Origin of the sequence: Streptomyces sp. NPDC002602 (genome assembly GCF_042889445.1) — a bacterium.
Lineage (GTDB): Bacteria > Actinomycetota > Actinomycetes > Streptomycetales > Streptomycetaceae > Streptomyces.
The window spans coordinates 374,718-399,881 of sequence record NZ_JBIAQX010000002.1 but is presented as its reverse complement, the minus strand read 5'-3'; the positions used below and the strand labels follow the sequence as shown (position 1 = coordinate 399,881).

Annotated in this window: 22 protein-coding genes and 1 pseudogene; 14 read left to right on the top strand and 9 right to left on the bottom strand. The window is 70.8% G+C overall.

The features are described from left to right. On the bottom strand, positions 1–918 hold the full coding sequence (locus tag ACFYW3_RS07185) for an ACP S-malonyltransferase (RefSeq protein WP_389385775.1): 918 nt from the start codon (positions 916–918) through the stop codon (positions 1–3). An 89-nt stretch (positions 919–1,007) separates the two neighbouring features. After that, the gene (locus ACFYW3_RS07180; RefSeq protein WP_351751630.1) at positions 1,008–2,204 is read right to left on the bottom strand and encodes a helix-turn-helix domain-containing protein; all 1,197 of its coding nucleotides are present in this window, start codon (positions 2,202–2,204) and stop codon (positions 1,008–1,010) included. Positions 2,205–2,341: 137 nt separating this feature from the next. Here ACFYW3_RS07180 and ACFYW3_RS07175 point away from each other — a divergent pair, with 137 nt between their 5' ends. Continuing rightward, complete coding sequence (locus ACFYW3_RS07175; RefSeq protein WP_351751585.1) at positions 2,342–2,998, top strand: pirin family protein; 657 nt, start codon at positions 2,342–2,344, stop codon at positions 2,996–2,998. 34 nt (positions 2,999–3,032) lie between these two features. Here the strand turns inward: ACFYW3_RS07175 and ACFYW3_RS07170 are convergent, their stop codons facing one another. Beyond that, positions 3,033–3,848, bottom strand: a complete 816-nt coding sequence (locus ACFYW3_RS07170) for a serine hydrolase domain-containing protein (RefSeq protein WP_389385974.1) — start codon at positions 3,846–3,848, stop codon at positions 3,033–3,035. Between the two features lie 63 nt (positions 3,849–3,911). On the opposite strand from ACFYW3_RS07170, the gene ACFYW3_RS07165 reads away from it, so the two are divergent. Further along, positions 3,912–4,304: a MerR family transcriptional regulator gene (locus tag ACFYW3_RS07165; protein ID WP_351376111.1), complete on the top strand. Its 393-nt coding sequence runs from the start codon at positions 3,912–3,914 to the stop codon at positions 4,302–4,304. After that, positions 4,301–5,323, top strand: a complete 1,023-nt coding sequence (locus ACFYW3_RS07160) for an aldo/keto reductase (RefSeq protein ID WP_389385774.1) — start codon at positions 4,301–4,303, stop codon at positions 5,321–5,323. The genes ACFYW3_RS07165 and ACFYW3_RS07160 overlap by 4 nt, the downstream gene beginning before the upstream one ends. Positions 5,324–5,451: 128 nt before the next feature. Here ACFYW3_RS07160 and ACFYW3_RS07155 read toward each other — a convergent pair whose 3' ends face one another. The 3 genes from ACFYW3_RS07155 to ACFYW3_RS07145 form a co-directional block, all read right to left on the bottom strand. Next, positions 5,452–6,276 (bottom strand): DUF4429 domain-containing protein, encoded by an 825-nt coding sequence (locus tag ACFYW3_RS07155; RefSeq protein WP_351751581.1) that lies wholly within the window; start codon positions 6,274–6,276, stop codon positions 5,452–5,454. A 104-nt stretch (positions 6,277–6,380) separates the two neighbouring features. Then, positions 6,381–7,529 (bottom strand): alpha/beta hydrolase, encoded by a 1,149-nt coding sequence (locus tag ACFYW3_RS07150; RefSeq protein WP_351751626.1) that lies wholly within the window; start codon positions 7,527–7,529, stop codon positions 6,381–6,383. A gap of 245 nt (positions 7,530–7,774) precedes the next feature. Further along, positions 7,775–8,437: a TetR family transcriptional regulator gene (locus ACFYW3_RS07145; protein ID WP_351751580.1), complete on the bottom strand. Its 663-nt coding sequence runs from the start codon at positions 8,435–8,437 to the stop codon at positions 7,775–7,777. Between the two features lie 137 nt (positions 8,438–8,574). Here ACFYW3_RS07145 and ACFYW3_RS07140 point away from each other — a divergent pair. Together ACFYW3_RS07140 and ACFYW3_RS07135 are read left to right on the top strand one after the other, a co-directional pair. Beyond that, positions 8,575–10,163, top strand: a pseudogene (locus tag ACFYW3_RS07140) (MFS transporter); the annotation flags it as partial. 196 nt (positions 10,164–10,359) lie between these two features. Continuing rightward, the gene (locus tag ACFYW3_RS07135; RefSeq protein ID WP_351751578.1) at positions 10,360–10,755 is read left to right on the top strand and encodes a peptidase inhibitor family I36 protein; all 396 of its coding nucleotides are present in this window, start codon (positions 10,360–10,362) and stop codon (positions 10,753–10,755) included. Here ACFYW3_RS07135 and ACFYW3_RS07130 read toward each other — a convergent pair. Both ACFYW3_RS07130 and aceE read right to left on the bottom strand, forming a co-directional pair. Beyond that, positions 10,736–11,566: a potassium channel family protein gene (locus tag ACFYW3_RS07130; RefSeq protein WP_351751577.1), complete on the bottom strand. Its 831-nt coding sequence runs from the start codon at positions 11,564–11,566 to the stop codon at positions 10,736–10,738. The genes ACFYW3_RS07135 and ACFYW3_RS07130 overlap by 20 nt on opposite strands. 104 nt (positions 11,567–11,670) lie before the next feature. Beyond that, positions 11,671–14,403 (bottom strand): pyruvate dehydrogenase (acetyl-transferring), homodimeric type, encoded by a 2,733-nt coding sequence (aceE, locus tag ACFYW3_RS07125; protein WP_351751576.1) that lies wholly within the window; start codon positions 14,401–14,403, stop codon positions 11,671–11,673. Between the two features lie 461 nt (positions 14,404–14,864). Between aceE and ACFYW3_RS07120 the strand changes: the two genes are divergently transcribed. The 6 genes from ACFYW3_RS07120 (at position 14,865) to ACFYW3_RS07095 (ending at position 19,424) form a co-directional block, all read left to right on the top strand. Continuing rightward, positions 14,865–15,299, top strand: coding sequence for a DUF3052 domain-containing protein (locus tag ACFYW3_RS07120; RefSeq protein ID WP_053677871.1), 435 nt, complete (start codon positions 14,865–14,867; stop codon positions 15,297–15,299). Between the two features lie 189 nt (positions 15,300–15,488). Further along, positions 15,489–15,947: a peroxiredoxin gene (locus ACFYW3_RS07115; protein ID WP_351376132.1), complete on the top strand. Its 459-nt coding sequence runs from the start codon at positions 15,489–15,491 to the stop codon at positions 15,945–15,947. 164 nt (positions 15,948–16,111) lie between these two features. Further along, positions 16,112–16,687, top strand: coding sequence for a TerD family protein (locus ACFYW3_RS07110; RefSeq protein WP_053677874.1), 576 nt, complete (start codon positions 16,112–16,114; stop codon positions 16,685–16,687). A gap of 124 nt (positions 16,688–16,811) precedes the next feature. Then, positions 16,812–17,387 (top strand): TerD family protein, encoded by a 576-nt coding sequence (locus tag ACFYW3_RS07105; protein ID WP_053677921.1) that lies wholly within the window; start codon positions 16,812–16,814, stop codon positions 17,385–17,387. A gap of 25 nt (positions 17,388–17,412) precedes the next feature. Then, the gene (locus ACFYW3_RS07100; RefSeq protein ID WP_351751575.1) at positions 17,413–18,528 is read left to right on the top strand and encodes a DUF475 domain-containing protein; all 1,116 of its coding nucleotides are present in this window, start codon (positions 17,413–17,415) and stop codon (positions 18,526–18,528) included. A 143-nt stretch (positions 18,529–18,671) separates the two neighbouring features. Continuing rightward, positions 18,672–19,424 (top strand): Tellurium resistance, encoded by a 753-nt coding sequence (locus tag ACFYW3_RS07095; protein ID WP_351751573.1) that lies wholly within the window; start codon positions 18,672–18,674, stop codon positions 19,422–19,424. A 109-nt stretch (positions 19,425–19,533) separates the two neighbouring features. Here the strand turns inward: ACFYW3_RS07095 and ACFYW3_RS07090 are convergent, their stop codons facing one another. Further along, the gene (locus ACFYW3_RS07090; protein WP_351751572.1) at positions 19,534–20,298 is read right to left on the bottom strand and encodes a TerD family protein; all 765 of its coding nucleotides are present in this window, start codon (positions 20,296–20,298) and stop codon (positions 19,534–19,536) included. Between the two features lie 194 nt (positions 20,299–20,492). Between ACFYW3_RS07090 and ACFYW3_RS07085 the strand changes: the two genes are divergently transcribed. The 3 genes from ACFYW3_RS07085 (at position 20,493) to ACFYW3_RS07075 (ending at position 25,164) form a co-directional block, all read left to right on the top strand. Then, on the top strand, positions 20,493–21,659 hold the full coding sequence (locus ACFYW3_RS07085) for an HpcH/HpaI aldolase/citrate lyase family protein (protein ID WP_266947397.1): 1,167 nt from the start codon (positions 20,493–20,495) through the stop codon (positions 21,657–21,659). A gap of 104 nt (positions 21,660–21,763) precedes the next feature. Beyond that, positions 21,764–24,346 (top strand): phosphoribosyltransferase, encoded by a 2,583-nt coding sequence (locus ACFYW3_RS07080; protein WP_389385973.1) that lies wholly within the window; start codon positions 21,764–21,766, stop codon positions 24,344–24,346. Continuing rightward, positions 24,343–25,164, top strand: coding sequence for an HAD family hydrolase (locus ACFYW3_RS07075; protein ID WP_389385773.1), 822 nt, complete (start codon positions 24,343–24,345; stop codon positions 25,162–25,164). Before ACFYW3_RS07080 ends, ACFYW3_RS07075 begins: the two co-directional genes overlap by 4 nt.

Here is a 25,164-nt window from a genome sequence, read left to right as displayed (position 1 = left end):
TCAGACCGCGTGCTCGGCGAGGAGCGCGGCGGCCTTGTCGAGATCGTCCGGCGTCTTCAGGGCGACGGTCGGCACGCCCTTGAGCGCACGCTTGGCCAGCCCCTGCAGGGTGCCGCCCGGGCAGAGCTCGACGATCCCGGTGACGCCCAGTTCGACGAACGTCTCCATGCACAGGTCCCAACGGACCGGGTTGGCCACCTGGCCGACCAGACGGGCGACGACGTCGGCGCCCGTGGTCACGACCCGGCCGTCCTTGTTCGACACGTACGCCGGCACCGGGTCCGCCGGGTCGAGGGCCTCGGCGGCCTTCTCCAGCGTGGTGACCGCGTGCGCCATGTGGTGGGTGTGGAACGCGCCCGCGACCTTGAGGGCGACGACCTTCATGGAGCCTTCGGGCTTCTCGGCCACGAGGGCCGCGATCTGCTCCGCGGTGCCGGCGGCCACGATCTGGCCCGCACCGTTGATGTTCGCCGGGGTCAACCCCAGCTTCTCCAGGTGCGCGACGACCACCTCACGGTCGCCGCCCAGCACCGCGGCCATGCCGGTCTCGGTGATGGCGGCGGCCTCGGCCATCCCGAGCCCCCGGGTGCGTACGAACGACAGCGCGTCGTCCTCGCTCAGCACACCGGCGTACGCGGCCGCGGTGATCTCACCGACGCTGTGACCCGCGACCGCGCCGAAGGCGGTCGTGGTGCCGAGCGCGGAAGCGGACAACAGACCCGCGGCGACCAGCAGCGGCTGGGCCACCGCCGTGTCGCGGATCTCGTCCGCGTCGGCCTTCGTGCCGTAGTGGGCAAGGTCGAGCCCGATGGCGTCGGACCACCCCGCGACGCGCTCGGCGGCGCCGGGGAGTTCGAGCCAGGGAGTCAGGAAGCCGGGCGTCTGAGCGCCTTGGCCTGGAGCGACGAGTACGAGCACCCTCACACTCTCTCTTGTATGTGGCCCGCGCCGCCCGTGGGGACAGGGACGAAGAACCGACGGGGTAATTGTTGATGTCCGACAAAAGTCTAGGACTGGGGGTCGCCGTCGGCCAGGCGCCCCAGGATCAGGGCGATCCGCAACGTGAACGCCGAACGGACATCAGAGGGTGACCAGCCGGTGACGTCGGTCACACGTCGGAGCCGGTAGCGCACCGTGTTCGGGTGCACGAACAGCATCCGCGCGGCCCCTTCCAGACTGCTCGCCTGCTCCAGATAGACGCTCAGCGTCTCCAGGAGTGCCGACCCCGCCTCCTCCAGTGGTCTGTAGATCTCCTCCACCAACTGATCCCTCGCCGAGGGATCGGAGGCGATCGCGCGCTCGGGCAGGAGATCATCCGCCAGAACGGGGCGCGGCGCGTCCTGCCACGCCGTACAGGCCTTCAGTCCGGCAGCGGCGGCCTGCGCCGACTTCGTCGCGTTCAGCAGGTCCGGGACCACCGGACCCGCCACCACGGGACCCGCCGCGAACGGCCCGATCAGGGACTTCGCCACCTGCATCGGGTTGTCGCTGCCGCCCGCGATGACCACCAGCCGGTCGCCCAGCACCCCGGTGAGGACCTGGAGCTTGTGGTGTCGCGCCGCGCGCCGGATCGCCTCGACCGTCAGCTCGCTGTCCCCGTCCGGGGCGGTGCCCAGGACGACGCACACGTGCTCCGGGGAGTTCCAGCCCAGCGCCGCGGCCCGGGACAGGGCGCCCTCGTCGGCCTCGCCCGACAGCACCGCGTTGACGACGAGGGACTCCAGCCGGGCGTCCCACGCCCCGCGCGCCTCGGCCGCCTGGGCGTACACCTGGGCCGTCGCGAAGGCGATCTCCCGGGCGTACACCAGCAGCGCCTCCCGCAGGATCGACTCGTCGCCGGGGGCCGCGACCTCGTCGATCGCGGTCTCCATCACCTCGATCGTCGTACGGACCATCTCCACGGTCTGCCGCAGCGTGATCGCCCGGGTCAGCTCGCGCGGAGCCGTCCCGAACACGTCGGTCGAGATCGCCTGCGGGGTCTCCGGGTGCCGGAACCACTCCGTGAACGCGGCGATGCCCGCCTGGGCGACCAGGCCGATCCAGGACCGGTTCTCCGGAGGCATCGCCCGGTACCACGGCAGGGTCTCGTCCATGCGCGCGATGGCGTTGGCGGCGAGCCGACCGGAGGATTTCTCCAGCCTGCGCAGCGTCGCGGTGTGCGGATGGGCGGGATGCACGGCATGCGCCGGGTGCGCTGGGCTGATCTCGGGAGAAGGCTCACGTTCGGGTTGGGGCACGGGACAAGACTGCCCTATCGGCGCCCCGGCGCGGACTCCGGTCTCGCGGCGGGGCGCCCGCGCCCCGAGTCGCGCCGCGACCACCGGGGTCTACGGTGGCCTTCATGATTGATGTACGCCGCGCCGCCGACCGGTACGAGGGCGGGGACCCGGCCGCCGGGATCACCACTCGGCACGCCTTCTCCTTCGGATCCTTCTACGACCCGGACAACATCCGCTTCGGCCCGGTGCTGGCCTGCAACGAGGAGACCCTGCGGCCCGGCTCCGGCTTCGAGGAGCACGCGCACAGCCACACCGAGATCGTCACCTGGGTGGTCGAGGGCGAACTCACCCACAAGGACAGCGCCGGCGGACACAGCGGACAGGTCCGCCCCGGCGACGTACAGCACTTCGCCGCCGGATCCGGTGCGCGGCACGTCGAGCGCAACGACGGCCCCGAGCGACTGCGGTTCGTACAGACCTGGCTCGCCCCGCTCGTCGCGGGCGGCGAGCCCTCGTACACGCTCGTCCGGGATCTCGCCGACGACACCGCGTACGAGATCCCCGCGGCCGGAGCCGTCCTGCGCGTGCGGCGGCCCGGCGCGGGCGAGCGGGTCCCCGTGCCGGCCGCCGAGCGGGTCTACCTGCACGTCGTCCGCGGGGACCTGCGGATCGACGGGGAGGAGCTGGGCCCCGGCGACTCGGCGCGGATCACCCGCGAGAGCGGGCTGGAGATCACCGCCGGCTCCCCGGGCGAACTGCTGATCTGGGAGCTTCCGTAGCGGCCGCCCCGCGGATCGCGGCGGAGGCGGCGGGTCAGGAACGCAGTTCGGCGAGGACCGCGTCCGTGAACGGGGTCCAGGCCTCCACGGCCCACGGGCCGAAGGCGCGGTCGGTCAGCGCCACGCACGCGGCGCGCGCGTCCGGGTCCACCCACAGGAAGGTGCCCGACTGGCCGAAGTGCCCGAAGGTCCGGGGCGAGGACGTGTGACCCGTCCAGTGCGGGGACTTGCCGTCGCGGATCTCCAGGCCGAGCCCCCAGTCGTTGGGGGACTGGTGCCCGTAGCCCGGCAGGACGCCCTTGAGACCCGGGTGCACGACGGCGGTGGCCTCGGCGACGGTGCGGACGTCGAGCAGCCGGGGTGCCTGGAGCTCGGCGGCGAACCGCGTCAGGTCGGAGACGGTGGACACGCCGTCCTTCGCGGGGGAGCCGTGCAGCACGCTCGACACCATGCCCAGCGGTTCGAAGACGGCCTGGTGCAGGTACTCGGCGAAGGGGATGCCGGTGGCCTTCGCGATGTGGTCGCCGAGCACCTCGAAACCGGCGTTGGAGTACAGCCGGCGCTGCCCGGGAGGCCCCGACACGCGGTGCTCGTCGAAGGCCAGCCCGCTGGTGTGCGCCAGCAGGTGACGGATCGTGGAACCCTCCGGTCCGGCCGGTTCGTCCAGTTCGATCGCCCCCTCCTCGTACGCGACGAGGGCGGCGTACGCGGCGAGCGGCTTGGTCACCGAGGCCAGCGGGAACGGGTGGTCGACGGGGCCGTGGGAACCGGCCGTGCTCCCGTCGGCGCGGACCACGGCGGCGGCGGCCGTCGTCACCGGCCAGTTCTCGATGATCCGCAGACTCTCCAGGCTGTTCTCCATGCGGCCGAGCCTACTTGCCTGGAGTGCGCTCCAAGGTTTTAGCGTGGAGTCATGAGCCTGACGCAGACGCGGTACACGATCAGCGAGGTCGAGGCCCGCACCGGTCTGACCCAGCACACGCTGCGCTGGTACGAGCGGATCGGCCTGATGCCGCACGTGGACCGCTCCCACTCGGGCCAGCGGCGGTTCACCGACAAGGACCTCGACTGGCTGGCCTTCGTGGGCAAACTGCGCGCCACCGGAATGTCGGTGGCGGACATGGTCCGGTACGCGGAACTGGTCCGCGAGGGCGCGCACACCGTCGACCAGCGGCGCGAGCTGCTGGAGCGGACGCGCCACGAGGTGCGGTCGCGGATCACGGAGCTGACCGACGCGCTCGCCGTACTGGACTACAAGATCGGGATGTACTCGATGGGCACGACGACGGGGAAGGCACGGCCATGACGGAGCACGACAAGGTCATCGAGCAGGTCGAACTGGGCAAGGGCGGCCCGCTGGTGGGCGTCCAGGGCCTGGGCTGCATGGGCATGAGCGAGTTCTACGGGGACACGGACGAGGCGGTCGCCCGGCAGACCCTGGAGGCGGCGCTGGCGGCGGGGGTCACCCTCATCGACACCGCGGACGTCTACGGGCGAGGCCGCAACGAGGAGTTCATCGCGCCGTTCGTGGCCGCCCACCGGGACGAGATCACCCTGGCCACGAAGTTCGCCATCGAACGCAACGACGACCCCCACTACCGGGGCATCCGCAACGACCCCGCCTACGTCCGGCAGGCCGTCGAGGGCAGCCTGCGCCGGCTCGGGACCGACGTCATCGACCTCTACTACATGCACCGGCGCGACCCGGCCGTGCCGTTCGCCGAGTCGGTGGGCGCCATGGCCGAGCTGGTCCGGGAGGGGAAGGTGCGGTACCTGGGGCTGAGCGAGGTCACCGGGGCCGAACTGCGCGAGGCGCACGCGGTGCACCCGATCACGGCGCTCCAGTCGGAGTGGTCGCTGTTCAGCCGGGACGTGGAACGCAGCGCGGTCGGCGCGGCGGCGGAGCTGGGCGTGGCCTTCGTGCCCTACTCCCCGCTCGGGCGCGGCTTCCTCACCGGGGCGTTCGCGGACGCGGGCACGGACCTGTCGGCGGACGACTTCCGCAGGTACCAGCCGCGGTTCACCGGCGACAACGCCAGGACCAACGCGGCGCTGCTGGCGCCCGTCCGGGAGATCGCCACCGCCCACGGGGCGACGCCCGCGCAGATCGCCCTGGCGTGGGTGCAGCAGCGGGCGAAGGTGCACGGCCTGCCGGTGGTCCCGATCCCGGGCACCCGCAAGCCGGGCCGACTCGCGGAGAACGCGGCCGCCACCCGCATCACCCTGACGGCCGCCGAACTGGCGCTGCTCGAACCGATCGCCTCCCGGGTGGCGGGCGACCGGTACCCCGACATGAGCTCCACGTCGGCGGCGCGGGAGGGCTAGGGCGGCTCTTCCGGATCTTGCCTGACCCGCGCCGGGCCGTCTCTTTCGACCGGGCCGTCTCTTTCGGATCCGGCGCGGTGGTGGGGGAGGCCGTCTTCCCGCGGGGAGGCCGTCCTCCGCCGCCGCGCTCAGACGTCGGCCGCGAAGCGGTCGCGCAGGGCCGCGTACTCGGCGTCGGTGAGCAGGCCCGCGCCGTGCAGTTCGCTCAGGTGGCGGAGTCGCTCGTCGGTCTGGGGGTGCGGGACGGAACCACCCCTGCCGCCGACGGCGGCGAGGACGGACGCCGCGAACGGCAGCGACTCGTGCACCGCCCCGTATCCGATCCCGAACACCGCGGCCGCCAGGTCGTGGTCGGGCCGCGCGTCACCGGCGGCGACCCCGTCCCGGGGCAGGAGCCGCAGGTGGCCGTCCGGGCCGTCGGGGGAGCGCCACTCGACCCCGCCGATCTCGGCCAGCGGATACCGCTGGTCGCCCGCCTTCCACTTCGTGCTGCTGGCGCCCGTGCGCGACCACTGGAAGGTGACCGCCGAGCCGTCGAAGGCCACTCGTGCGTCGTACGCCTTCAGGTGGATCGGCGGCTCCGGGACGCGGACCAGGAAACGGTCGGCCGGTTCGGCGGGTCCCAGCCGCCCCCGCAGGGCGTCGACCAGCGAAGCCGCCTGGGGTGCCCGATCGCCCGGCAGGACCAGCCGGTACGGATCGCAGACGTCCTTCAGCTGCCCCGCGGCGGCCTCCATCAGCGGATCCGCCCCCGGGCGCGGGACGGCGCGCAGAACCGCCGTGTCCCGTTTTCCCCCGGTCACGGTCACCTCGGACAGCGCCTCCAGGGGGATGTGTCGTTCCCCCAGGGCGTGCCAGAGCCTCGGTGTGCGCAGCCCCCTCGTGAAGCGGATGATCACCGAGTCCGAGTCGAGCTCCCAGACGGCATGGTTTCCGGCCAATACATCCCCCATGCGGGACATCGTAGAGGGACGGGCCCCCGCGCGTCCTCTGGCCGCAGGAACGGTTTTCCCGCTCTCCATGCCCGGTGGTGCCCGTTCGCCCTTGTCAGCCCTTGTCAGCCATCGTCAGCCACGGTCTGTGAAGAAATTCCGTTGCCACAGCCGTCGGCGCCGCTCGCGCACACGACGGAAGCGAAGGTGCCGGTTCCGATCTTGGCGAAGTTGGCCAACGAGGCCGTACCTGGCTCGAAGTAGCCGTTGTGGCTCCCGGCGCCGGCCGAGGACAGCCGCCGCGCGCCGAAGGCCCGGGAGACCGGATCCGCTCCGTGGCCCACCCCGCCGACCTCCAGGTGCGGCACGTCGGCGATCCAGTCGCCGGGGTCCCGCGTCGCCCACACCCGTGCGCGGGTGTGCAGGTCGGCGGCGCTCGACGCGCGCATGCCCGGGCTGCCCGCCACCACCACGTCGGTCACCCGCGCCGGCAGGTGGTGCGCGGCGACCCCGCACACCACCGACCCGTAGCTGTGGCAGAACAGGGCCACGCTGGCGTTCCCGGGCAGGGCCGTCGCGAGCGACTCCAGCCGGGCGGCTCCGTCCGCGGCCAGCCGGCCCGTGGCGGCGTCCACGCCCACGCCTATGGGCGCGGTGTACCCGGCCCAGGCGATGACGGCGGTCCGGCCGTCGGGCGCGGCCGCGCGCTCGGCCTCGTACAGGGACTGCGCCATGCCGACGGGAGAGGTGAGCCGGCGCCGGCTTCGCTCGAAGGTGACCACGTCGGTGTCGACCCCGGGCACGATCACCGACACGCGGCGGGCCCGGTCGAGGTCGCCGAAGACCTCGGCGACGAGCCCGTCGCCGGTCGGGTCGAAGGTGAGGATCTGCCGGTCGGGATCCGCGAGGGACTCGAAGCGGTGCACGCGGCGGGTGGCCTCGGCCCGGTCCGTCGGGGTCACGCCGACGTCCCGGCTGCGGGCCTCCTCGACGCGTCGGGCCTGCTCCAGGCCGCGCAGGTTGGCCCGGTAGCGGGTGGTGGCCGGGACCCCGTCGAGGTTTCCGACGACGAGCGGGTAGTCGTCCGCGAGCCGGCCGCGTTGGGCGTCGTCGAGGCCGGCGAAGAAGCGGGCCACCGTGCGGACGGGTGCGTCGGCCGGCGGCAGCGGCCGGCCGTCGATGCGGGCCACGGCCCACGCCGAGAGCGCGACGGAGCGCGGGGAGACGCCCGACTCGGGGCGGTGGACGGCGGTCCAGCCCGTGGTCACCAGCATGACGAGGACGACCGCCAGCACGAACAGGGTGCGCAGGGCGGCGGGGCGCTCGGAGGCGCCGGCGAGGTGGTGGACGGGGCCGGGCAGGTTCACTGGAGCCAGCCTAGGAGACCGTTCGAGTCAGTGGCGCGCCAGGTGACGGGCGTCACCGCCGACCGTGTCACACCGGCGTGATCCATTCCGCGCGTCGACGCCTCGTCCCCCGCCCGCCGGCTCGCCCCGCACCCCGTCGTATACACGGCCTGCTACGCGGGCCGCCGCCAGTGCGCGGCCAGTGCCGGACCGATCTGGTCCAGATACGCCTCGGTCATCCGCCGGATCGCGGCCACGCTGGTGTCCTCGCCCTGGCCCCACAGGCGACCGGTGACCCGCATCACCCCGGAGAACGCGGCGACGACCACCCGGGGGCGCGGGTCGACGTCCAGGTCCAGACCCTCGCGGGCGGCGATCAGCCGGGAGGTCTCCTCCTCCAGCTCCGTGGAGCGCCGCAGATGGACGGCGAGCAGGGCCGGCGTGGACTCGATGAGCTGGTAGCCGCGCATGTACAGGTCGACGGGGACCACCTCGGAGATGGCCTCCTCGACGGTGTCCCAGCCGGCGAGCACCGCGTTGCGCATGGCCTCCAGCGGCCCCTCGGAGGCCGGACGGGCCCGCAGTTCGGCGACGAAATGGGACTCGACGATGTCCTGGACGGCGAAGGCGACCTCCTCCTTGTTCGCGAAGTAGCGGAAGAAGGTGCGCTGGGAGACGTCCACCGCGTCGGTGATCTCGTCGACGGTCGTCTGCTCGTAGCCCTGCTCGATGAAGAGCAGGAGGGCGGCGCGCAGCAGCGCGTCGCGGGTGCGCCGCTTCTTGCGTTCGCGCAGTCCGGCCGCCGGGGCAGCCGGGGCGGGCCGCAGGTCGGTCATCACCGTGGGTTCCCTTTCTGACGCTCAGTGAGCGGTCAGGGTACCTGTGACCGACCTGACAGTTACTGTCTCGTTAAGCCGTCTGTGAAGTGTCAGTCGCTGTCACTAGCCTGTTCGCATGACTAGTCAGACCACCGTCAAGGACCGGGGACCCGCCGGGGGGCGAGGCCCGGCATCGGCCCGCACCGGACTGCGCGGCCACCCCTGGCTGACCCTCTTCGCCGTGGCGATCGGCGTCATGATGGTCACCCTCGACGGCACGATCGTCGCCGTCGCCAACCCCGCGATCCAGAAGGACCTCGGCGCCTCGCTCGCCGACGTGCAGTGGATCACCAACGGCTACCTGCTCGCCCTCGCTGTCTCCCTGATCACCGCCGGCAAGCTCGGCGACCGCTTCGGACACCGACAGACCTTCCTCATCGGCATAGCCGGCTTCGCGGTCTCCTCGGCCGTCATCGGCCTGTCCACCGGCGTGGAACTCGTCATCGGCTTCCGCGTCGCCCAGGGCCTCTTCGGCGCCCTGCTGATGCCCGCCGCGCTCGGCCTGCTGCGCGCCACCTTCCCCGCCGAGAAGCTCAACATGGCCATCGGCATCTGGGGCATGGTCATCGGCGCCTCGACCGCCGCCGGCCCCATCGTCGGCGGCCTGCTCGTCGAGCACGTCAACTGGCAGTCCGTCTTCTTCATCAACGTGCCCGTCGGCATCATCGCGCTCGCCTTCGGCCTGGTCATCCTGCTCGACCACCGGGCCGAGAACGCCCCGCGCTCCTTCGACGTCCCGGGCGTCCTGCTGCTGTCCGGCGCGATGTTCTCGTTGATCTGGGCCCTCATCAAGGCCGCCGAATGGGGCTGGGGGGACTCGAAGACCCTGCTCTTCCTCGCCGCCTCCGTGATCCTGTTCGTGCTGTTCGCCGTCTGGGAGACCAAGGTCTCCGAGCCGCTGATCCCGCTCGGCATGTTCCGCTCCGTGCCCCTGTCGGCCGGCACCGTCCTCATGGTGCTGATGGCCTTCGCCTTCATGGGCGGCCTGTTCTTCGTCACCTTCTACCTGCAGAACGTGCACGGCATGAGCCCGGTCGACAGCGGCCTGCACCTGCTGCCGCTCACCGGCATGATGATCATCGGCTCGCCGCTGGCCGGCGCCGCCATCACCAAGGTCGGCCCGCGCGTCCCGCTCGTCTCCGGCATGGTCGCCACCGCCGTCGCCTGCTTCGGGATGGCCCGGCTCACCCCGGACACCGCCACCCTCACCATGTCGATCTGGTTCGCCCTCCTCGGCCTCGGCCTCGCCCCCGTCATGGTCGGCGCCACCGAGGTCATCGTCGGCAACGCACCGCTGGAACTGTCCGGCGTCGCCGGCGGACTCCAGCAGGCCGCCATGCAGGTCGGCGGCAGCCTCGGCACCGCCGTCCTCGGCGCGGTCATGGCCGGCACCGTCAGTGACTCGTTCGGGGACAACTGGATCAAGGCGCAGCTCCCGCCGCTCACCCCCGAACAGCTCGACCTCGCCGAGAAGGGCGTCCAGGTCGGCATCGCGCCCGTCCCCGAGGGCGTCCCCGCCGAGGTGGCCCAGGCGATCACCACGGTCGCCCACGACACGTTCGTGTCCGGCATGAGCACCGCCTTCACCGTCGCGGGAGTGGTCGCGGTCCTCGCCGCGGTCGTGGCCTGCTTCACCAAGCGCGGCGACAACGCCCCCGCAGGGGCGGGCGCGGCCCACATCTGAGCCGGCCCGAAACCCCCGCGACGGCGTCAACCTCGTACGCCCGACAGCCCCGCCGGACGGCTCCGGCGGGGCTGTCGCCTATCCGGGTGGACCCGCCCGCGCCCTCTTCCGCCCGCCCGTCGCCGCAGGTCAGCGTGGTGCCATCGGAAACCCGGAAACGGTCCGGGACCCCGTGTCCACAAGGAGTTGACCCGTCATGCGTACGAGTTTCCCGACCCGCCCCAGCACCTTCCTGGCCGCCGCCGTCCTCGCCGCCACCGCCCTGATCCCCGGCACGGCCACCGGCGCGCACGCCGCCGGGCCACCGCCCCTCGCGCCCTGCGCCCCCGGTCAGCTGTGCCTGTGGGCGAAGCCGGACTTCAAGGGCGCCAAGCAGACCCACGAGCTGAGCACCGTCAGCATCAACAGCTGCACCGCCCTGCCCCCGGGGACCAGCGCCCAGTCGCTCGCCAACCGGGTCGGCCGCCCGGTGACCACGTACCAGTCGGCCGAATGCGCGGAGACCGGGGAGTTCCAGACCTACCCGGGCGACGGGGTCTGGCTGCCCTCCTCGCCCTACCAGGTCAGGGCGTTCAAGGTGTGGGAGCGGTAGCCCCGAGCGGCGCCGGGGACCCCGGCCGGCCGACCGCGGCGGCGGGTCCGGGCCCGGCGGCCCCGTGGTCCCCGAGCGGGCCGGTCCCCACGCCGCCGAGCCGGGCGACCTCGTCGCGCAGGGCCCGCACCTCGGCGGTCAGCTCGGCGATCGCCGCGGTCTGGGCCCGCTCCACCTGGTCGTCGCGCTCGAAGCGGGAGATGAACCAGGCCGCGATGTTCGCCGTCACCACACCGAGCAGGGCGATCCCGGACAGCATCAGCCCGACCGCCAGCAGCCGGCCCAGCCCGGTCGTGGGGGAGTGGTCCCCGTACCCGACCGTCGTCATGGTGGTCACCGACCACCACAGGGCGTCCCCGAGGTTCTTGATGTTGCCCTCGGGGGCGTCGCGCTCCACGCTCAGCACCGCGAGCGAGCCGAACATCAGCAGCCCGACCACCGAGCCCGCCACGTAGGTCGTCAGCCGGATCTGCGGCGCCATCCGGGCCCGCCGCCCCACCAACATCAGCGTCGACACCAGCCGCAGCAGCCGCAGCGGCTGGATCATCGGCAGCAGCACCGCCGCCAGGTCCAGCCAATGGGTCCGCACGAAGGCCCCGCGGGCCGGCGACAGGAACAGCCGCACCAGGTAGTCGGCGGCGAAAGCCCCCCACACCACCCACTCCGCATGGGTGCACGCCCGGTGCACGACCGGGCCCGCGTCGGGCGCGACGATCGGCACGGCATAGGCGACGGCGAACGTCAGGGCGAGGACGAGCAGCGGGGTCTGCGTCCGCCGCTCCCACCGCGACTGCCGGGAGGCTTCCTTCATGCCCAGCATCGTAAGGAATGCGTAAACCCCGTGAGAACGCAGAAGGGAGCGGGGCCGGGGCATCCGCCCCGACCCCGCTCCCGACGATCAGCCCGTCACGGGCGTCAGGCGTCGCCGCCCGCCGCGCCCGGATCGGCCGCGGTGACGTCCAGCAACTGGTACCGGTCGATCGCCTGCTTCAGCAGCGAACGGTCGACCTTCCCCGCCTTCGCCAGCTCGGTCAGCACCGCCAGCACCACCGACTGCGCGTCGATGTGGAAGAACCGGCGCGCCGCGCCCCGCGTGTCCGCGAAGCCGAAGCCGTCCGCGCCCAGCGAGGTGTACGCACCCGGCACCCACCGCGAGATCTGGTCCGGCACCGACCGCATCCAGTCCGAGACCGCCACGAACGGCCCCTCGGCACCCGACAGCTTCCGGGTCACGTACGGGACGCGCTGCTCCTCCTCCGGGTGGAGCAGGTTGTGCTCCTCCACCGAGACGGCCTCGCGGCGCAGCTCGTTCCAGGAGGTAGCCGACCAGACGTCCGCCTTGACGTCCCAGTCCTCGGCCAGGATCCGCTGGGCCTCCAACGCCCACGGCACGGCCACGCCGGAGGCCATGATCTGCGCCCCGATGGTGCCCGCCGCACCGGCCGAGACCCGGTGGATGCCCTGGAGGATGCCGTCCACGTCCACGTCCGCCGGCTCGGCGGGGTGCTGGATCGGCTCGTTGTAGACCGTCAGGTAGTAGAAGACGTCCTCCGCGTCGGGCCCGTACATCCGCCGCAGACCGTCCTTGACGATGTGCGCGATCTCGTACCCGTACGCCGGGTCGTACGCCACACAGCCCGGGTTGGTCGACGCCAGCAACTGGGAGTGACCGTCGGCGTGCTGGAGGCCCTCACCCGTGAGGGTGGTTCGACCCGCCGTCGCACCCAGAACGAAACCGCGAGCCAACTGGTCGGCCATCTGCCAGAACTGGTCACCGGTGCGCTGGAAACCGAACATCGAGTAGAAGACGTACACCGGGATCAGCGGCTCGCCGTGCGTCGCGTACGCGGAACCCGCCGCGATCAGCGAAGCCGTGCAACCCGCCTCCGAGATGCCGTCGTGCAGCATCTGGCCCGTCGGCGACTCCTTGTACGCGAGCAGCAGCTCGCGGTCGACCGCCTCGTACTGCTGACCCAGCGGGTTGTAGATCTTGGCGCTCGGGAAGAACGCGTCCATGCCGAAGGTGCGGTACTCGTCGGGCGCGATCAGCACGAACCGCCTGCCGATCTCCTTGTCCCGCATGAGGTCCTTCAGGATGCGGACGAAAGCCATCGTCGTGGCGATCGACTGCTGACCCGAACCCTTCCTGGCCGCCGCGTAGGTCTTCTCGTCCGGCAACTGGAGCGGCTTCGCGCGCACCACACGGGTCGGCACGTAGCCGCCGTGGGCGCTGCGCTGGTCGTGCATGTACTGGATCTCGGGGGAGTTGCGGCCCGGGTGGTAGTACGGCGGCGCGCCGCCCTCCAACCGGGCGTCCGTGATCGGGATGTGCAGGCGGTCGCGGAAGCGCTTGAGGTCGTCGACCGTCAGCTTCTTCATCTGGTGCGTCGCGTTGCGGCCCTCGAAGTTCGGGCCCAGCGTCCAACCCTTGACCGTCTGCGCCAGGATCACCGTCGGCTGACCCTTGTGGGCCTTGGCCGCCGCGTACGCCGCGTAGACCTTCTTGTGGTCGTGACCGCCGCGACCCAGGTGCTGGATCTGGTAGTCGCTCATGTTCTCGACCATCGCGCGCAGCCGCTGGTCGCCGCCGAAGAAGTGCTCGCGGATGTACGCGCCCGACTCGGTGGCGTACGTCTGGAACTGCCCGTCCGGCGTCGAGTTCATCTTGTTGACCAGGATGCCGTCACGGTCCTGGGCCAACAGCGGGTCCCAGGAACGGTCCCAGATCAACTTGATGACGTTCCAGCCGGCGCCGCGGAACTGCGACTCCAACTCCTGGATGATCTTGCCGTTGCCGCGCACCGGGCCGTCGAGCCGCTGGAGGTTGCAGTTGACGACGAACGTCAGGTTGTCCAGGCCCTCGCGGGCGGCGATGGACAACTGCCCCAGCGACTCCGGCTCGTCCATCTCGCCGTCACCGAGATACGCCCAGACGTGGGACTTGGAGGTGTCCGCGATGCCGCGCGCCTCCATGTACCGGTTCATCCGCGCCTGGTAGATGGCGCCGAGCGGACCGAGACCCATCGAGACGGTCGGGAACTCCCAGAAGTCCGGCATCAGCCGCGGGTGCGGATAGCTGGACAGACCGTACGGCGCCTTCGACTTCTCCTGCCGGAACGCGTCGAGCTGCTGCTCGGAGAGCCGGTCGAGGAGGTAGGCGCGGGCGTAGATGCCGGGGGAGGCGTGACCCTGGAAGAAGATCTGGTCGCCGCCGTCGCCCTCGTCCTTGCCCCGGAAGAAGTGGTTGAAGCCCACGTCGTAGAGGGAGGCGGAGGAGGCGAAGGTCGCGATGTGACCGCCGACGCCGATCCCGGGACGCTGGGCGCGCGAGACCATGACGGCCGCGTTCCACCGGGTCGCGTTCAGGACCTTGCGCTCGATCTCCTCGTTGCCGGGGAAGAACGGCTCGTCCTTGGTGGCGATCGTGTTGACGTAGTCCGTGCTGCGCATCTCGGGCACGGCCACGCGCTTCTCGCGGGCCCGCTCGATCAACCGCAGCATCAGGTAGCGGGCGCGTTCACGGCCCCGCTCGTCGACGGCGGCGTCCAGGGAGTCGAGCCACTCCTGCGTCTCCTCCGGATCGAAGTCCGGGACCTGACTCGGCAGGCCGCCAATGATGATCGGATTGCGATCGGATGCGGAAGCCACGCTGTTCCTTCGCTGTCGGGGGAGTCGTGCCTAGGGGTCGCCGCCTCCCATGGTCTTACGCTCGGCCGAAATCTTCACCTCTACCACTGGGTAACCCCTGGAAACTCCGGGCACCGCGAGTGGAGCGGGGAGAAGGGGCGCCGAGCGGTCGGCGAGCGGGTACGGCCAAATCGCAACCTTACGCCCAAGACGATCAGCCGGTTCGGAAGACCGTTCGCCCCTCAAACAGGCGGGAAAGTCCTCAAGCGGCGACGAATGAGCCGCAATGGTGTGGGATGAATCACCCGGGGCGCGGGAGGGAAGGCTGAAAGTTGCGGCGAGACGGCCGCAATCGTCACCGTTTCGACGGTCTCGGCGGCCGGGTACTTGCGCGATCCGCCGCGCCCGTGTGGACTACGCCCAATGCTGCGCGTACGCGCGCCGCCGAAAGACATTCACCGAACATGAGCAGGAGGCACCCCGTGAGCGCGACCGCGGACCACGCGGAGACCAGTCTGGTTTCCAGGCTGGGTTTCGAGTCCGAACAGGTGGTCCAGGAGATCGGCTACGACGACGACGTCGATCAGGAATTCCGTGACGCCGTCGAGAGTCACATCGGCAACGATCTCGTCGACGAGGAGTACGACGACGTCGCCGATGCGGTGCTGCTCTGGTTCCGGGACGAAGACGGCGACCTGACGGACACGCTGGTCGATTCCATCAACTTGGTGGAGGACGGCGCACTGATCCTGCTGCTGACCCCCAAGACCGGTCGTCCCGGCTACGTCGAGGCCAGCGACATCAGCGAGGCCGCCGAAACGGCCGGCCTGTCGCAGACCAGGAGCGTCAGCGTCGGCAAGGAGTGGGCCGCCACCAAGTTGGTGACCCCCAAGACCGCAGCCAAGTCCAAGCGCTGAGCCGCGCCCCGCAGTCAAGCGGACAACGCACCCCGCCGACCGGAATCGACCCCGGTCGGCGGGGTGCGTTCGTTGCGCTCCCCGGCCCCGTCGTCGACGTGGCGCCCGGCGCCACCGTCACCACAGGGCCTAGGCTGCACTCACCCGAACAGCTCAACGCACGCGTGCGGGAACGAAGGGATGCGACAGATGGCGATCGAGGTCGGCGACAAGGCCCCGGACTTCGAACTCAAGGACAACCACGGTGCCACCGTGCGGCTCTCCGACTTCCGGGGGGAGAAGGCCGTGGTGCTGCTCTTCTACCCGTTCGCCTTCACCGGCGTCTGCACCGGCGAGCTGTGCGAGCTGCGCGACCGGCTGCCCCGGTTCCAGAACGACGACGTGCAGTTGCTGGCGGTCTCCAACGACTCCGTGCCGACCCTGCGGGTCTTCGGCGAGCAGGAGAACCTGGAGTACCCGCTGCTGTCGGACTTCTGGCCGCACGGCGAGACCTCCCGCGCCTACGGCGTCCTCGACGAGGAGAAGGGCTGCGCGGTCCGCGGCACCTTCATCATCGACAAGGACGGCATCGTGCGCTGGACCGTCGTCAACGGCCTGCCCGACGCGCGTGACCTGAACGAGTACATCAAGGCCCTCGACAGCCTCTGAGGGGCCCGGAAGGTCCACGAGACGCGCTCGCGGGCATTGTTTCCGGGCATTGTTCCGCACGAAAATTCAGTTACAGGCGGGAACCCGTCACTAGGATCGGAACGTTGATCCGGTAGCAACCGCACGACGGGGCCCCGCCCCACACAAAACCTTATGGAGGACCCGTGGGAGTCAGCCTCAGCAAGGGCGGCAACGTCTCGCTGACCAAGGCCGCGCCTAACCTGACGGCGGTCATCGTCGGTCTCGGCTGGGACGCTCGCACCACCACCGGCGTCGACTTCGACCTCGACGCCAGCGCGATCCTGACCAACGACCAGGGCAAGGTCGCCAACGACTCGAACTTCGTGTTCTTCAACAACCTGAAGAGCCCGGACGGCTCGGTCGAGCACACCGGCGACAACACCACCGGTGAGGGCGAAGGCGACGACGAGGCGATCAAGGTCAACCTCGCCGGTGTCCCGGCCGACGTGTCCAAGATCGTCTTCCCCGTCTCGATCTACGAGGCCGAGAGCCGCCAGCAGAGCTTCGGCCAGGTCCGCAACGCGTACATCCGCGTCGTGAACCAGGCCGACAACACCGAGCTCGCCCGCTACGACCTCTCCGAGGACGCCTCGACCGAGACCGCCATGGTCTTCGGCGAGCTGTACCGCAACGGGGCGGAGTGGAAGTTCCGCGCCATCGGCCAGGGCTACGCCTCGGGCCTGCGCGGCATCGCGCAGGACTTCGGCGTCAACGTCTGAGCCTCAGCTCCACGGCCGCTCCCGCGGCCGCATCCCGTCCGGCGCCGTGCACTGTGTGTACGGCGCCGGACCGGCTTGTACCACCGGCACCACCATCACCACGTCGTCCGGGGAGGACCACAACATGGGCGTCACACTCGCCAAGGGGGGCAATGTCTCCCTGTCCAAGGCCGCACCGAACCTCACCCGGGTTCTGATCGGACTCGGCTGGGACGCGCGCTCGACCACGGGGGCGGACTTCGACCTCGATGCCAGCGCGCTCCTGTGCAACAGCGGCCGGGTGCTCGGGGACGATTACTTCGTCTTCTACAACAACCTGACGAGCCCCGACGGCTCCGTCGAACACACGGGGGACAATCTCACCGGCGAGGGTGACGGTGACGACGAGTCGATCATCATCGACCTGAGCAAGGTGCCCGCCCAGGTCGACAAGATCGTCTTCCCGGTCTCGATCCATGAGGCGGAGGCCCGCCGGCAGAGCTTCGGCCAGGTCAGCAATGCGTTCATCCGCGTGGTCAACCAGGCCGACGGCCAGGAACTGGCCCGCTACGACCTCACCGAGGACGCCTCCAGCGAAACGGCGATGATCTTCGGCGAGGTCTACCGGTACGGCGGCGAATGGAAGTTCAGGGCCGTGGGGCAGGGGTACGCGTCGGGGCTCCGGGGCATCGCTCTAGACTTCGGGGTCAACGTTTCGTAAAGCCGTACAACACGATGGGGTGCCAGTGGTTCTCAAAACCTTCGGCTGGTCGTTCGCAGTCACTGCGCTCGGTCTGGTCGCAGCGGTGTTCTACGGGGGGTGGACCGCTTTCGGAATCGTGGCGATCCTTTCGGTCCTCGAGATCTCGCTGTCCTTCGACAACGCGGTGGTCAACGCCGGAATCCTGAAGAAGATGAGTGCCTTCTGGCAGAAGATCTTCCTCACGATCGGCGTGCTCATCGCGGTCTTCGGCATGCGACTGGTCTTCCCCGTCGTGATCGTTGCGATCAGTGCCAAGATCGGCCCTATCGAGGCCGTCGATCTCGCCCTCAATGACAAGGACATGTACCAGCAGTTGGTGACGGACGCTCACCCGTCCATCGCCGCCTTCGGTGGCATGTTCCTGCTGATGATCTTCCTTGACTTCATCTTCGAGGACCGGGACATCAAGTGGCTCGCGTGGCTGGAGCGCCCGCTGGCCAAGCTCGGCAAGGTGGACATGCTGTCCGCGTGCATCGCGCTGATCGTCCTGCTCGTCACCTCGATGACCTTCGCCGCCAACGCCCACCAGCACGGCGGAGCGCACGTCGACAAGGCCCAGACCGTCCTGATCTCCGGTATCGCCGGTCTGATCACCTACATGGTCGTCGGCGGACTCTCCGGCTACTTCGAGAACAAGCTCGAAGAGGAGGAGGAAGCCGAGCACGAGGCCGAGGAGGAGGCCAAGAAGACCGGCAAGCCGGTCTCCGCGGTCGTCATGTCCGGCAAGGCCGCGTTCTTCATGTTCCTCTACCTCGAAGTCCTCGACGCCTCCTTCTCCTTCGACGGGGTCATCGGCGCCTTCGCCATCACCAACGACATCGTGCTCATGGCCCTCGGCCTCGGCATCGGTGCCATGTACGTCCGTTCGCTGACGGTCTACCTGGTCCGCCAGGGCACCCTCGACGACTACGTGTACCTGGAGCACGGCGCGCACTACGCGATCGGCGCGCTCGCCGTGATCCTGCTCGTCACGATCCAGTACGAGATCCACGAGGTCATCACCGGCCTCGTCGGTGTCCTCCTGATCGCCTGGTCCTTCTGGTCTTCCGTGCGCCGCAACAAGCGCCTGGAGCTGGAGGAATCACCCGCCGAGGCATGACCGCGGCGTTAATGCGGAACGCTCCATTTGCGGGGCGGCCCAAGGGTCCCTCCCGGACGACGTCCGGGGGGCCACGGACCCGGCGGGCCGCCCCGCTTCCGTACGTACAGGGGATACCGGGGATACAGGGGCAAGGGGGGAAGATGAGTTTCTTCGAGGGGTTCTTCGACGGCATCAGGGGCGCGCGGGCCATGCGGTTCGACTCGGGTCAGGCCTCCTCCAACGCGATCGAGCTGACCAAACGACATCCGACGGTGTCGCTCACCAAACAGCAGGCGGTGCACGGCAATCTGCGGGTGAACCTGTCCTGGCGGATGCGCACCTCCGACATAGGAGGCCGGTCCGGGCAGAGCGGCCGGCTCTTCCGGCACCCCTTCAAGCTGTTCAAACCGGACATGGTGCAGGCGCACACCCAGGGCATGGTCAACGTCGACCTCGACATCGGTTGCCTCTACGAACTCGCCGACGGCACCAGGGGCGTGGTCCAGCCGCTGGGGAACCTGCACGGGGACATCAACAGCCCGCCGTTCGTGAAGCTCAGCGGCGACGACCGGTTCGGGGCGCCGTCCGGCGAGACCATCTTCGTCAACCTCGACCACGCCGAGGAGATCAAGCGGCTGCTCGTCTTCGTCTACATCTACGACCAGACCCCGGCCTTCGACCGGACGCACGCCCTGGTCACCCTCTACCCGATCACCGGGCCGCGGATCGAGATCCCGTTGGAGGAACGACACCCGCAGGCCCGCTCCTGCGCGGTGGTCTCCCTGGAGAACGTCAAGGGGGAACTGATCGTCCGCCGCGAGGTGAAGTTCGTGTACGGCTTCCAGGCCGAACTGGACCGCCTGTACGGGTGGGGGCTCCAGTGGGGGCGGGGCTACAAGAGCACCAAGGCCTGACCGCGACCCGCGAGCCGCGGGGCCGGTCCCGGGCCGCCCCCGGGATCGTTCTCGGGGCCGTCCCCGGGGCCGTCCACGCGGTTGGCACCGGGGCCGGCCCCGATCCGGGTCAGCGGCGGATGAACTGCGGGCCCTGCACCGGCAGCCGGAACGTCGGATCGCCGCCCGGGCCCGGCACCGGGGCCGGCGACACCGGCTGCGGGTACCCGTACGCGGGCTCGACGGCGGGCGGGGCCTGGGTCGGCGGAGCGGGCGGCGGGGTCGGGGGTCGCATGGCGGCCGTCTGATCCTCGCTCGGGCCCGCGGCGGGGCTCGCGGCGGCCTCGGCATTCTCGTCGACCGAGATCCCGTGATCGGTGGCCAGCCCGACCAGGCCGTCCGAGTAGCCCTCGCCGAGCGCGCGGAACTTCCACCCGTCCCCGCGGCGGTACAGCTCACCGCAGATGAGGGCCGTCTCGGCGCCCGTCTCGGGGTGCACCTCGAAGTAGGCCAGCGGTTCGGCGCCGCCGCTCGGGGTGGCGTCGTACAGCAGGATCCGCAGGTCCCGTACCCGCTGGAAGGGAACGTCCTCGGCGGAGGCCACCACCAGGATCCGGTCCACGGCCGGGGTCACGGCACGCAGATCGGCCTGCACGGCGTCCGTGATCGCGTCGCCGATCTGCTTCTTGCCCAGTCGCCACACGGCCCCCGAGGGGTGCCGGGGCTGGTTGTAGAACACGAAGTCCTCGTCCGAGCGCACGCGCCCGTCCGCCCCCACGAGCAGTGCGGAGGCGTCCACGTCGGGCACCTCGGGCCCGGTGGTCCACCGCAACACCGCCCGGACCGCCACGGCGGCCACCGGGATGTTCGAGCCCTTCTGCATCGCGTGCGTCATGCCCGTCATCCTGCCCTCCCGGACATGACCTGGACAATGCGGCCCCCCGTTGGCCCTTGTACCGAACGCAAGAGCTGGGCATGGTGCAAGAGGGTTACCTGAACTTCATGTGCTTGAGGAACTCTTGACTCAAGTTCGTACGTACTATTACCGGCCACGTCAGTTGGGCCGCCGAAGCAGTACGGGGGAAGCACATGCGTCACTTCGGGCACATATCGCCCACGGTCCGCAAGGACCTCTTCCACCAGGAGCCGGTCGAGTTCACCGCCGCCTCCCCCTCCCGCCTGCTCGCGGCCGCACTCGGCGCCACCCTCTACAGTCCCGCCACCCGCCCCCACCTCGCCGCCGACATCCGCAAACAGGCCGCCCGCGGAGTCCTCTCCATGGTCCTCTGCCTGGAGGATTCCATCAGCGACGCCGAGGTCGGGTCCGGCGAGACGAACCTGATCCGCCAGTTCGAGGCACTCGACGAGCAGGACGACGAGCTCCCCCTGCTCTTCATCCGCGTCCGCACGCCCGAGCAGATACCCGACCTGGTGCGCCGGCTCGGCGGCACGGTCCGGCACCTGGCCGGATTCGTACTCCCGAAGTTCACCGAATCCCGGGGTACGGCCTTCCTCGACGCCGTGGCCGAAGCCGAGAGCCGCCACGGGCTGTCCCGCCTGTATGCCATGCCCGTCCTGGAAACCCCCGACCTGCTGCACCTGGAAACCCGCGTCGAGGCCCTCGCCGGCATCTCCCGCACGGTCAACCGCCACCGCGAGCACGTCCTGGCCCTGCGCCTGGGCGTCACCGACTTCTGCTCCGCGTACGGACTGCGCCGCACCCCGGACATGACCGCCTACGACGTGCAGATCGTCGCGGGCGTCATCGCCGACGTGGTCAACGTGCTCAGCAGGGCCGACGGCACCGGCTTCACCGTCACCGGACCCGTCTGGGAGTACTTCCGCAGCCAGCAGCGCCTCTTCAAGCCGCAGCTGCGGCGCAGCCCCTTCCTGGAGGAGGGCGTCGAGGAACTGCGCACCGCCCTGATCGAACACGACCTGGACGGCCTGCTGCGCGAGATCGAGCTCGACCGGGCCAACGGGCTGATGGGCAAGACCTGCATCCACCCCGCGCACGTCACGCCCGTCCACGCCCTGTCCGTCGTCTCCCACGAGGAATTCAGCGACGCCCAGGACATCCTGCGCCCCGAGCGCGGTGGCGGCGGCGTGATGCGTTCCGCCTACACGAACAAGATGAACGAGGTGAAGCCCCACCGGGCCTGGGCCGAGCGCACCATGCTGCGCGCGGAGGTCTTCGGTGTGGCGCGTGAGGAGGTCGGCTTCGTCGACCTGCTCACGGCCGGGCTCCAGGTGTGAGACCGCCCGTGACCGCCGACAATCTTCAAGACGTTCGAGGCGTTCAACAAGACGTTCGAGGCGTTCAGGACGTTCAAGACGTTCAAGACGAGAGAGGCAAGACGATCGAAGAGGTGTGGTCGGGAACCTGGGTCGCGGACCGGCTGGGCGTCAGCCTGGAGCAGGGCGCCAGAGCCGCGGGCGCGGCGGGCTCGGCAGGCTCGGTAGGGGCGTCCGGCGCGTCCGGGGAGCCGCCGCTGAAGGAGCTGCTCGGGCTCGCGCTGCGGCGCAACCCCAAGCGGGCCCACCTGCTGGTCTCCCGGGTCCTGGGCAAGCACGTCCCGCAGTCCCCGGCGGTCGTCCACGGCGCCGGGTACGGCCTCGGGCAACGGGTGCGGGAACTCCTCGGTGACGCCGCCGCCGACGCGGTCGTCCTCGGGTACGCCGAGACCGCCACCGGCCTCGGCCACAGCGTCGCCGACGGTCTCGGGCCCGCCCCGTACCTGCACTCCACCCGCCGCCCCGTGCCGGGCGTCGCGCAGGCCGGCGGCTTCGAGGAGGCCCATTCGCACGCCACCTCGCACCTGCTGCTGCCCGAGGACCCGCGATTGTTGGCCGGCAACGGTCCGCTGGTCCTCGTCGACGACGAGTTCTCCACCGGCAACACGGTCCTGAACACCATCCGCGACCTGCACGCCCGCCACCCGCGCGGGCACTACGTCGTGGTCGCCCTGGTGGACATGCGCTCCGAGGCCGACCGCGGCCGGCTCGACGCGTTCGCCGCCGAGCTGGGAGCCCGGGTCGACCTCGTCGCCCTGGCCTCCGGGACCGTGCGACTTCCCGACGGGGTGCTGGCCAAGGGGCAGGCGCTGGTCGAGGAGTACGAGACGGCCGAGGACACCGCGGCTTCGGGTGTCGATGTGTCCGCCGCCCCGGTCCGGCGGGTCGCACTGGACTGGCCCGCCGGGGTGCCCGACGGCGGCCGGCACGGTTTCACCCCCGCGCACCGGGCCCGACTGGAGGCCGCCCTGCCCGCCCTCGCCGGGCGGCTCGCCGAGGCCCTGGACGAGGCCCTGGGCGAGGGCTCGGGCGAGGGCTCGGGCGACGGCTCGGGCCCGGGACCGCGCCCGGCACCCGTACGGGTCCTCGTCCTCGGCAACGAGGAGCTGATGTACGCGCCGCTGCGACTCGCACTGGCCCTGGAGGAATCCTGGGCCGCCCGTCCCGCGCCCGGCACCGGGGCGACCCGCGAGGTCCGCTTCTCCACGACCACCCGCTCGCCCGTGCTCGCCGTCGACGACCCCGGCTACGCCATCCGCAGCCGCCTGGTCTTCCCGGCGCACGACGCCCCGGCCGACGGGCCCGGCGACCGCTACGCCTACAACGTCCTCGACACCGCCGGCGGTGGCTTCGACGCCGTCGTGGCCGTCGTCGACTCCCACGGCGACACCGCCGCCCTGCACGCCCCCGACGGGCTCCTGGCCCGGCTCGCCCCGCACACCGGGCGGGTCCTGCTGGCCGTCGTACCGTCGTACACCCCCACCTCGTCCCAGCGGCAGGAGCCGATCATGACCGAGCCCCTGCGCGGGCCCGCCTTCTCCTCCTACGCCGCCGAGGACGTCGGCTGGTTGCTCCAGGACTTCTCCGACGTGGAACTGGAGGCCCCGACCGAGGAACGCGAGGAGGCCATCCAGGCGGGCGGCGCGCACTACGCGGAGTCCCTGCCCGTGGAGTACCAGCCGTCGCCCGCGTACCAGGAGCTGTACCAGAGCGCGCTGACCGCCTCCGCGGCCCGCATCGCCCGCGCCGTCGGCACCGTCACCGAGACCGTCCTCGCGGAACGCTCCCCGTCCCCGGTCCTGGTCTCCCTGGCCCGCGCGGGCACCCCCGTCGGCGTACTGATGCGCCGCTGGGCGCAGACCCGGCACGGCCTTGACCTGCCGCACTACGCCGTGTCCATCGTCCGCGGTCGGGGCATCGACGCCAACGCGCTGCGCTGGCTGGCCGCCCACCACGACCCCGCCGACATCGTCTTCGTCGACGGGTGGACGGGCAAGGGCGCCATCACGCGCGAGCTCGCCGCCGCCCTGGCGGAGTTCGACGGCTTCAACCCGGAGATCGTGGTCCTCGCCGACCCCGGCTCCTGCGTGCCCACGTACGGCACCCGCGAGGACTTCCTCATACCCTCCGCCTGCCTCAACTCCACCGTCTCCGGTCTCATCTCCCGTACCGTCCTGCGCTCCGACCTGGTCGGCCCCACCGACTTCCACGGCGCGAAGTTCTACCGCGAACTCGCCGGAGCCGACGTCTCCGTCGACTTCGTCGACACCGTCGCCGCGCACTTCGACGCCGTGGCCGACTCCGTCCACGACGAGGTCAAGGAACTGCTCGCCGCCGACCGGACCCCCACCTGGGTGGGCTGGGCGGCCGTGGAACGCATCAGCGAGGAGTACGGAATCCACGACGTGAACCTGGTCAAGCCCGGCGTGGGCGAGACGACGCGGGTGCTCCTGCGCCGGGTCCCGTGGAAGGTCCTGGCGCAGCGCGGCGCCGGGGCAGACCTCGACCACGTACGCCTGCTCGCGGAGCAGCGGGGGGTGCCGGTCGAGGAAGTCGACGGTCTGCCCTACACGTGCGTGGGCCTCATCCACCCTCGTTTCACGCGCGGCGCCACCGGTGCCGACGGAAAGGCTGTGTCCGCCAAGTGACCGTCCTCGTAGCCAGTGACCTCGATCGTACGCTCATCTACTCCACGGCCGCCCTCGCGCTGACCATGCCCGACCCGTTGGCCCCCCGGCTGCTGTGCGTGGAAGTGCACGAGCACAAGCCGCTGTCGTACATGACGGAGACGGCGGCGGGGCTGCTGACGGAGCTGTCCGCGGACCCGGACGTCGTCTTCGTGCCGACCACGACGCGCACGCGCAAGCAGTACCAGCGCATCCGCTTCCCCGGCCGCCCGGCGAAGTACGCGATCTGCGCCAACGGCGGACAACTGCTCGTCGACGGGATCCCGGACCGGGACTGGCGCCGGGACGTCGCGACGCGGCTGGCCGAGGAGTGCGCCCCCCTGGAGGAGGTCCACGCCCACCTGCTGGCCACCGCGGACCCGGCGTGGCTGCGCAAGGCGCGCATCGCGGAGGACCTGTTCGCGTACCTGGTCGTCGAGCGGGACCTGGTACCCCCGGAGTGGCTCAAGGCGCTGGCGGAGTGGGCCGAGCCCCGCGGCTGGACGGTGTCCCTCCAGGGCCGCAAGATCTACGCGGTTCCGCGTCCGCTGACCAAGAGCGCGGCCATGCGGGAAGTGGCCCGGCGCACGGGTGCGACCACGACGCTGGCCGCCGGCGACTCGCTGCTGGACGCCGACCTGCTGTTGGCCGCCGACCGCGGGTGGCGACCGGGGCACGGCGAACTCGCCGACGCCGGCTGGAACGCGCCGTCGGTCACCGCCCTGACGGTGGCGGGCGTCCTCGCCGGCGAGGAAATCGTCCGGGCTTTCGGGCGAGCGGCCGGTACGGCGGGCCGCTGA

Excerpts from the sequence above, each read along its gene's own strand:
- ACFYW3_RS07175 (WP_351751585.1), top strand. The coding sequence starts at position 2,342 with ATGATTGATGTACGCCGCGCCGCCGACCGGTACGAGGGCGGGGACCCG.
- ACFYW3_RS07165 (WP_351376111.1), top strand. The coding sequence starts at position 3,912 with ATGAGCCTGACGCAGACGCGGTACACGATCAGCGAGGTCGAGGCCCGC.
- ACFYW3_RS07160 (WP_389385774.1), top strand. The coding sequence starts at position 4,301 with ATGACGGAGCACGACAAGGTCATCGAGCAGGTCGAACTGGGCAAGGGC.
- ACFYW3_RS07155 (WP_351751581.1), bottom strand. The coding sequence starts at position 6,276 with ATGGGGGATGTATTGGCCGGAAACCATGCCGTCTGGGAGCTCGACTCG.
- ACFYW3_RS07150 (WP_351751626.1), bottom strand. The coding sequence starts at position 7,529 with ATGCTGGTGACCACGGGCTGGACCGCCGTCCACCGCCCCGAGTCGGGC.
- ACFYW3_RS07145 (WP_351751580.1), bottom strand. The coding sequence starts at position 8,437 with ATGACCGACCTGCGGCCCGCCCCGGCTGCCCCGGCGGCCGGACTGCGC.
- ACFYW3_RS07135 (WP_351751578.1), top strand. The coding sequence starts at position 10,360 with ATGCGTACGAGTTTCCCGACCCGCCCCAGCACCTTCCTGGCCGCCGCC.
- ACFYW3_RS07130 (WP_351751577.1), bottom strand. The coding sequence starts at position 11,566 with ATGAAGGAAGCCTCCCGGCAGTCGCGGTGGGAGCGGCGGACGCAGACC.
- ACFYW3_RS07115 (WP_351376132.1), top strand. The coding sequence starts at position 15,489 with ATGGCGATCGAGGTCGGCGACAAGGCCCCGGACTTCGAACTCAAGGAC.
- ACFYW3_RS07105 (WP_053677921.1), top strand. The coding sequence starts at position 16,812 with ATGGGCGTCACACTCGCCAAGGGGGGCAATGTCTCCCTGTCCAAGGCC.
- ACFYW3_RS07095 (WP_351751573.1), top strand. The coding sequence starts at position 18,672 with ATGAGTTTCTTCGAGGGGTTCTTCGACGGCATCAGGGGCGCGCGGGCC.
- ACFYW3_RS07090 (WP_351751572.1), bottom strand. The coding sequence starts at position 20,298 with ATGACGCACGCGATGCAGAAGGGCTCGAACATCCCGGTGGCCGCCGTG.
- ACFYW3_RS07085 (WP_266947397.1), top strand. The coding sequence starts at position 20,493 with ATGCGTCACTTCGGGCACATATCGCCCACGGTCCGCAAGGACCTCTTC.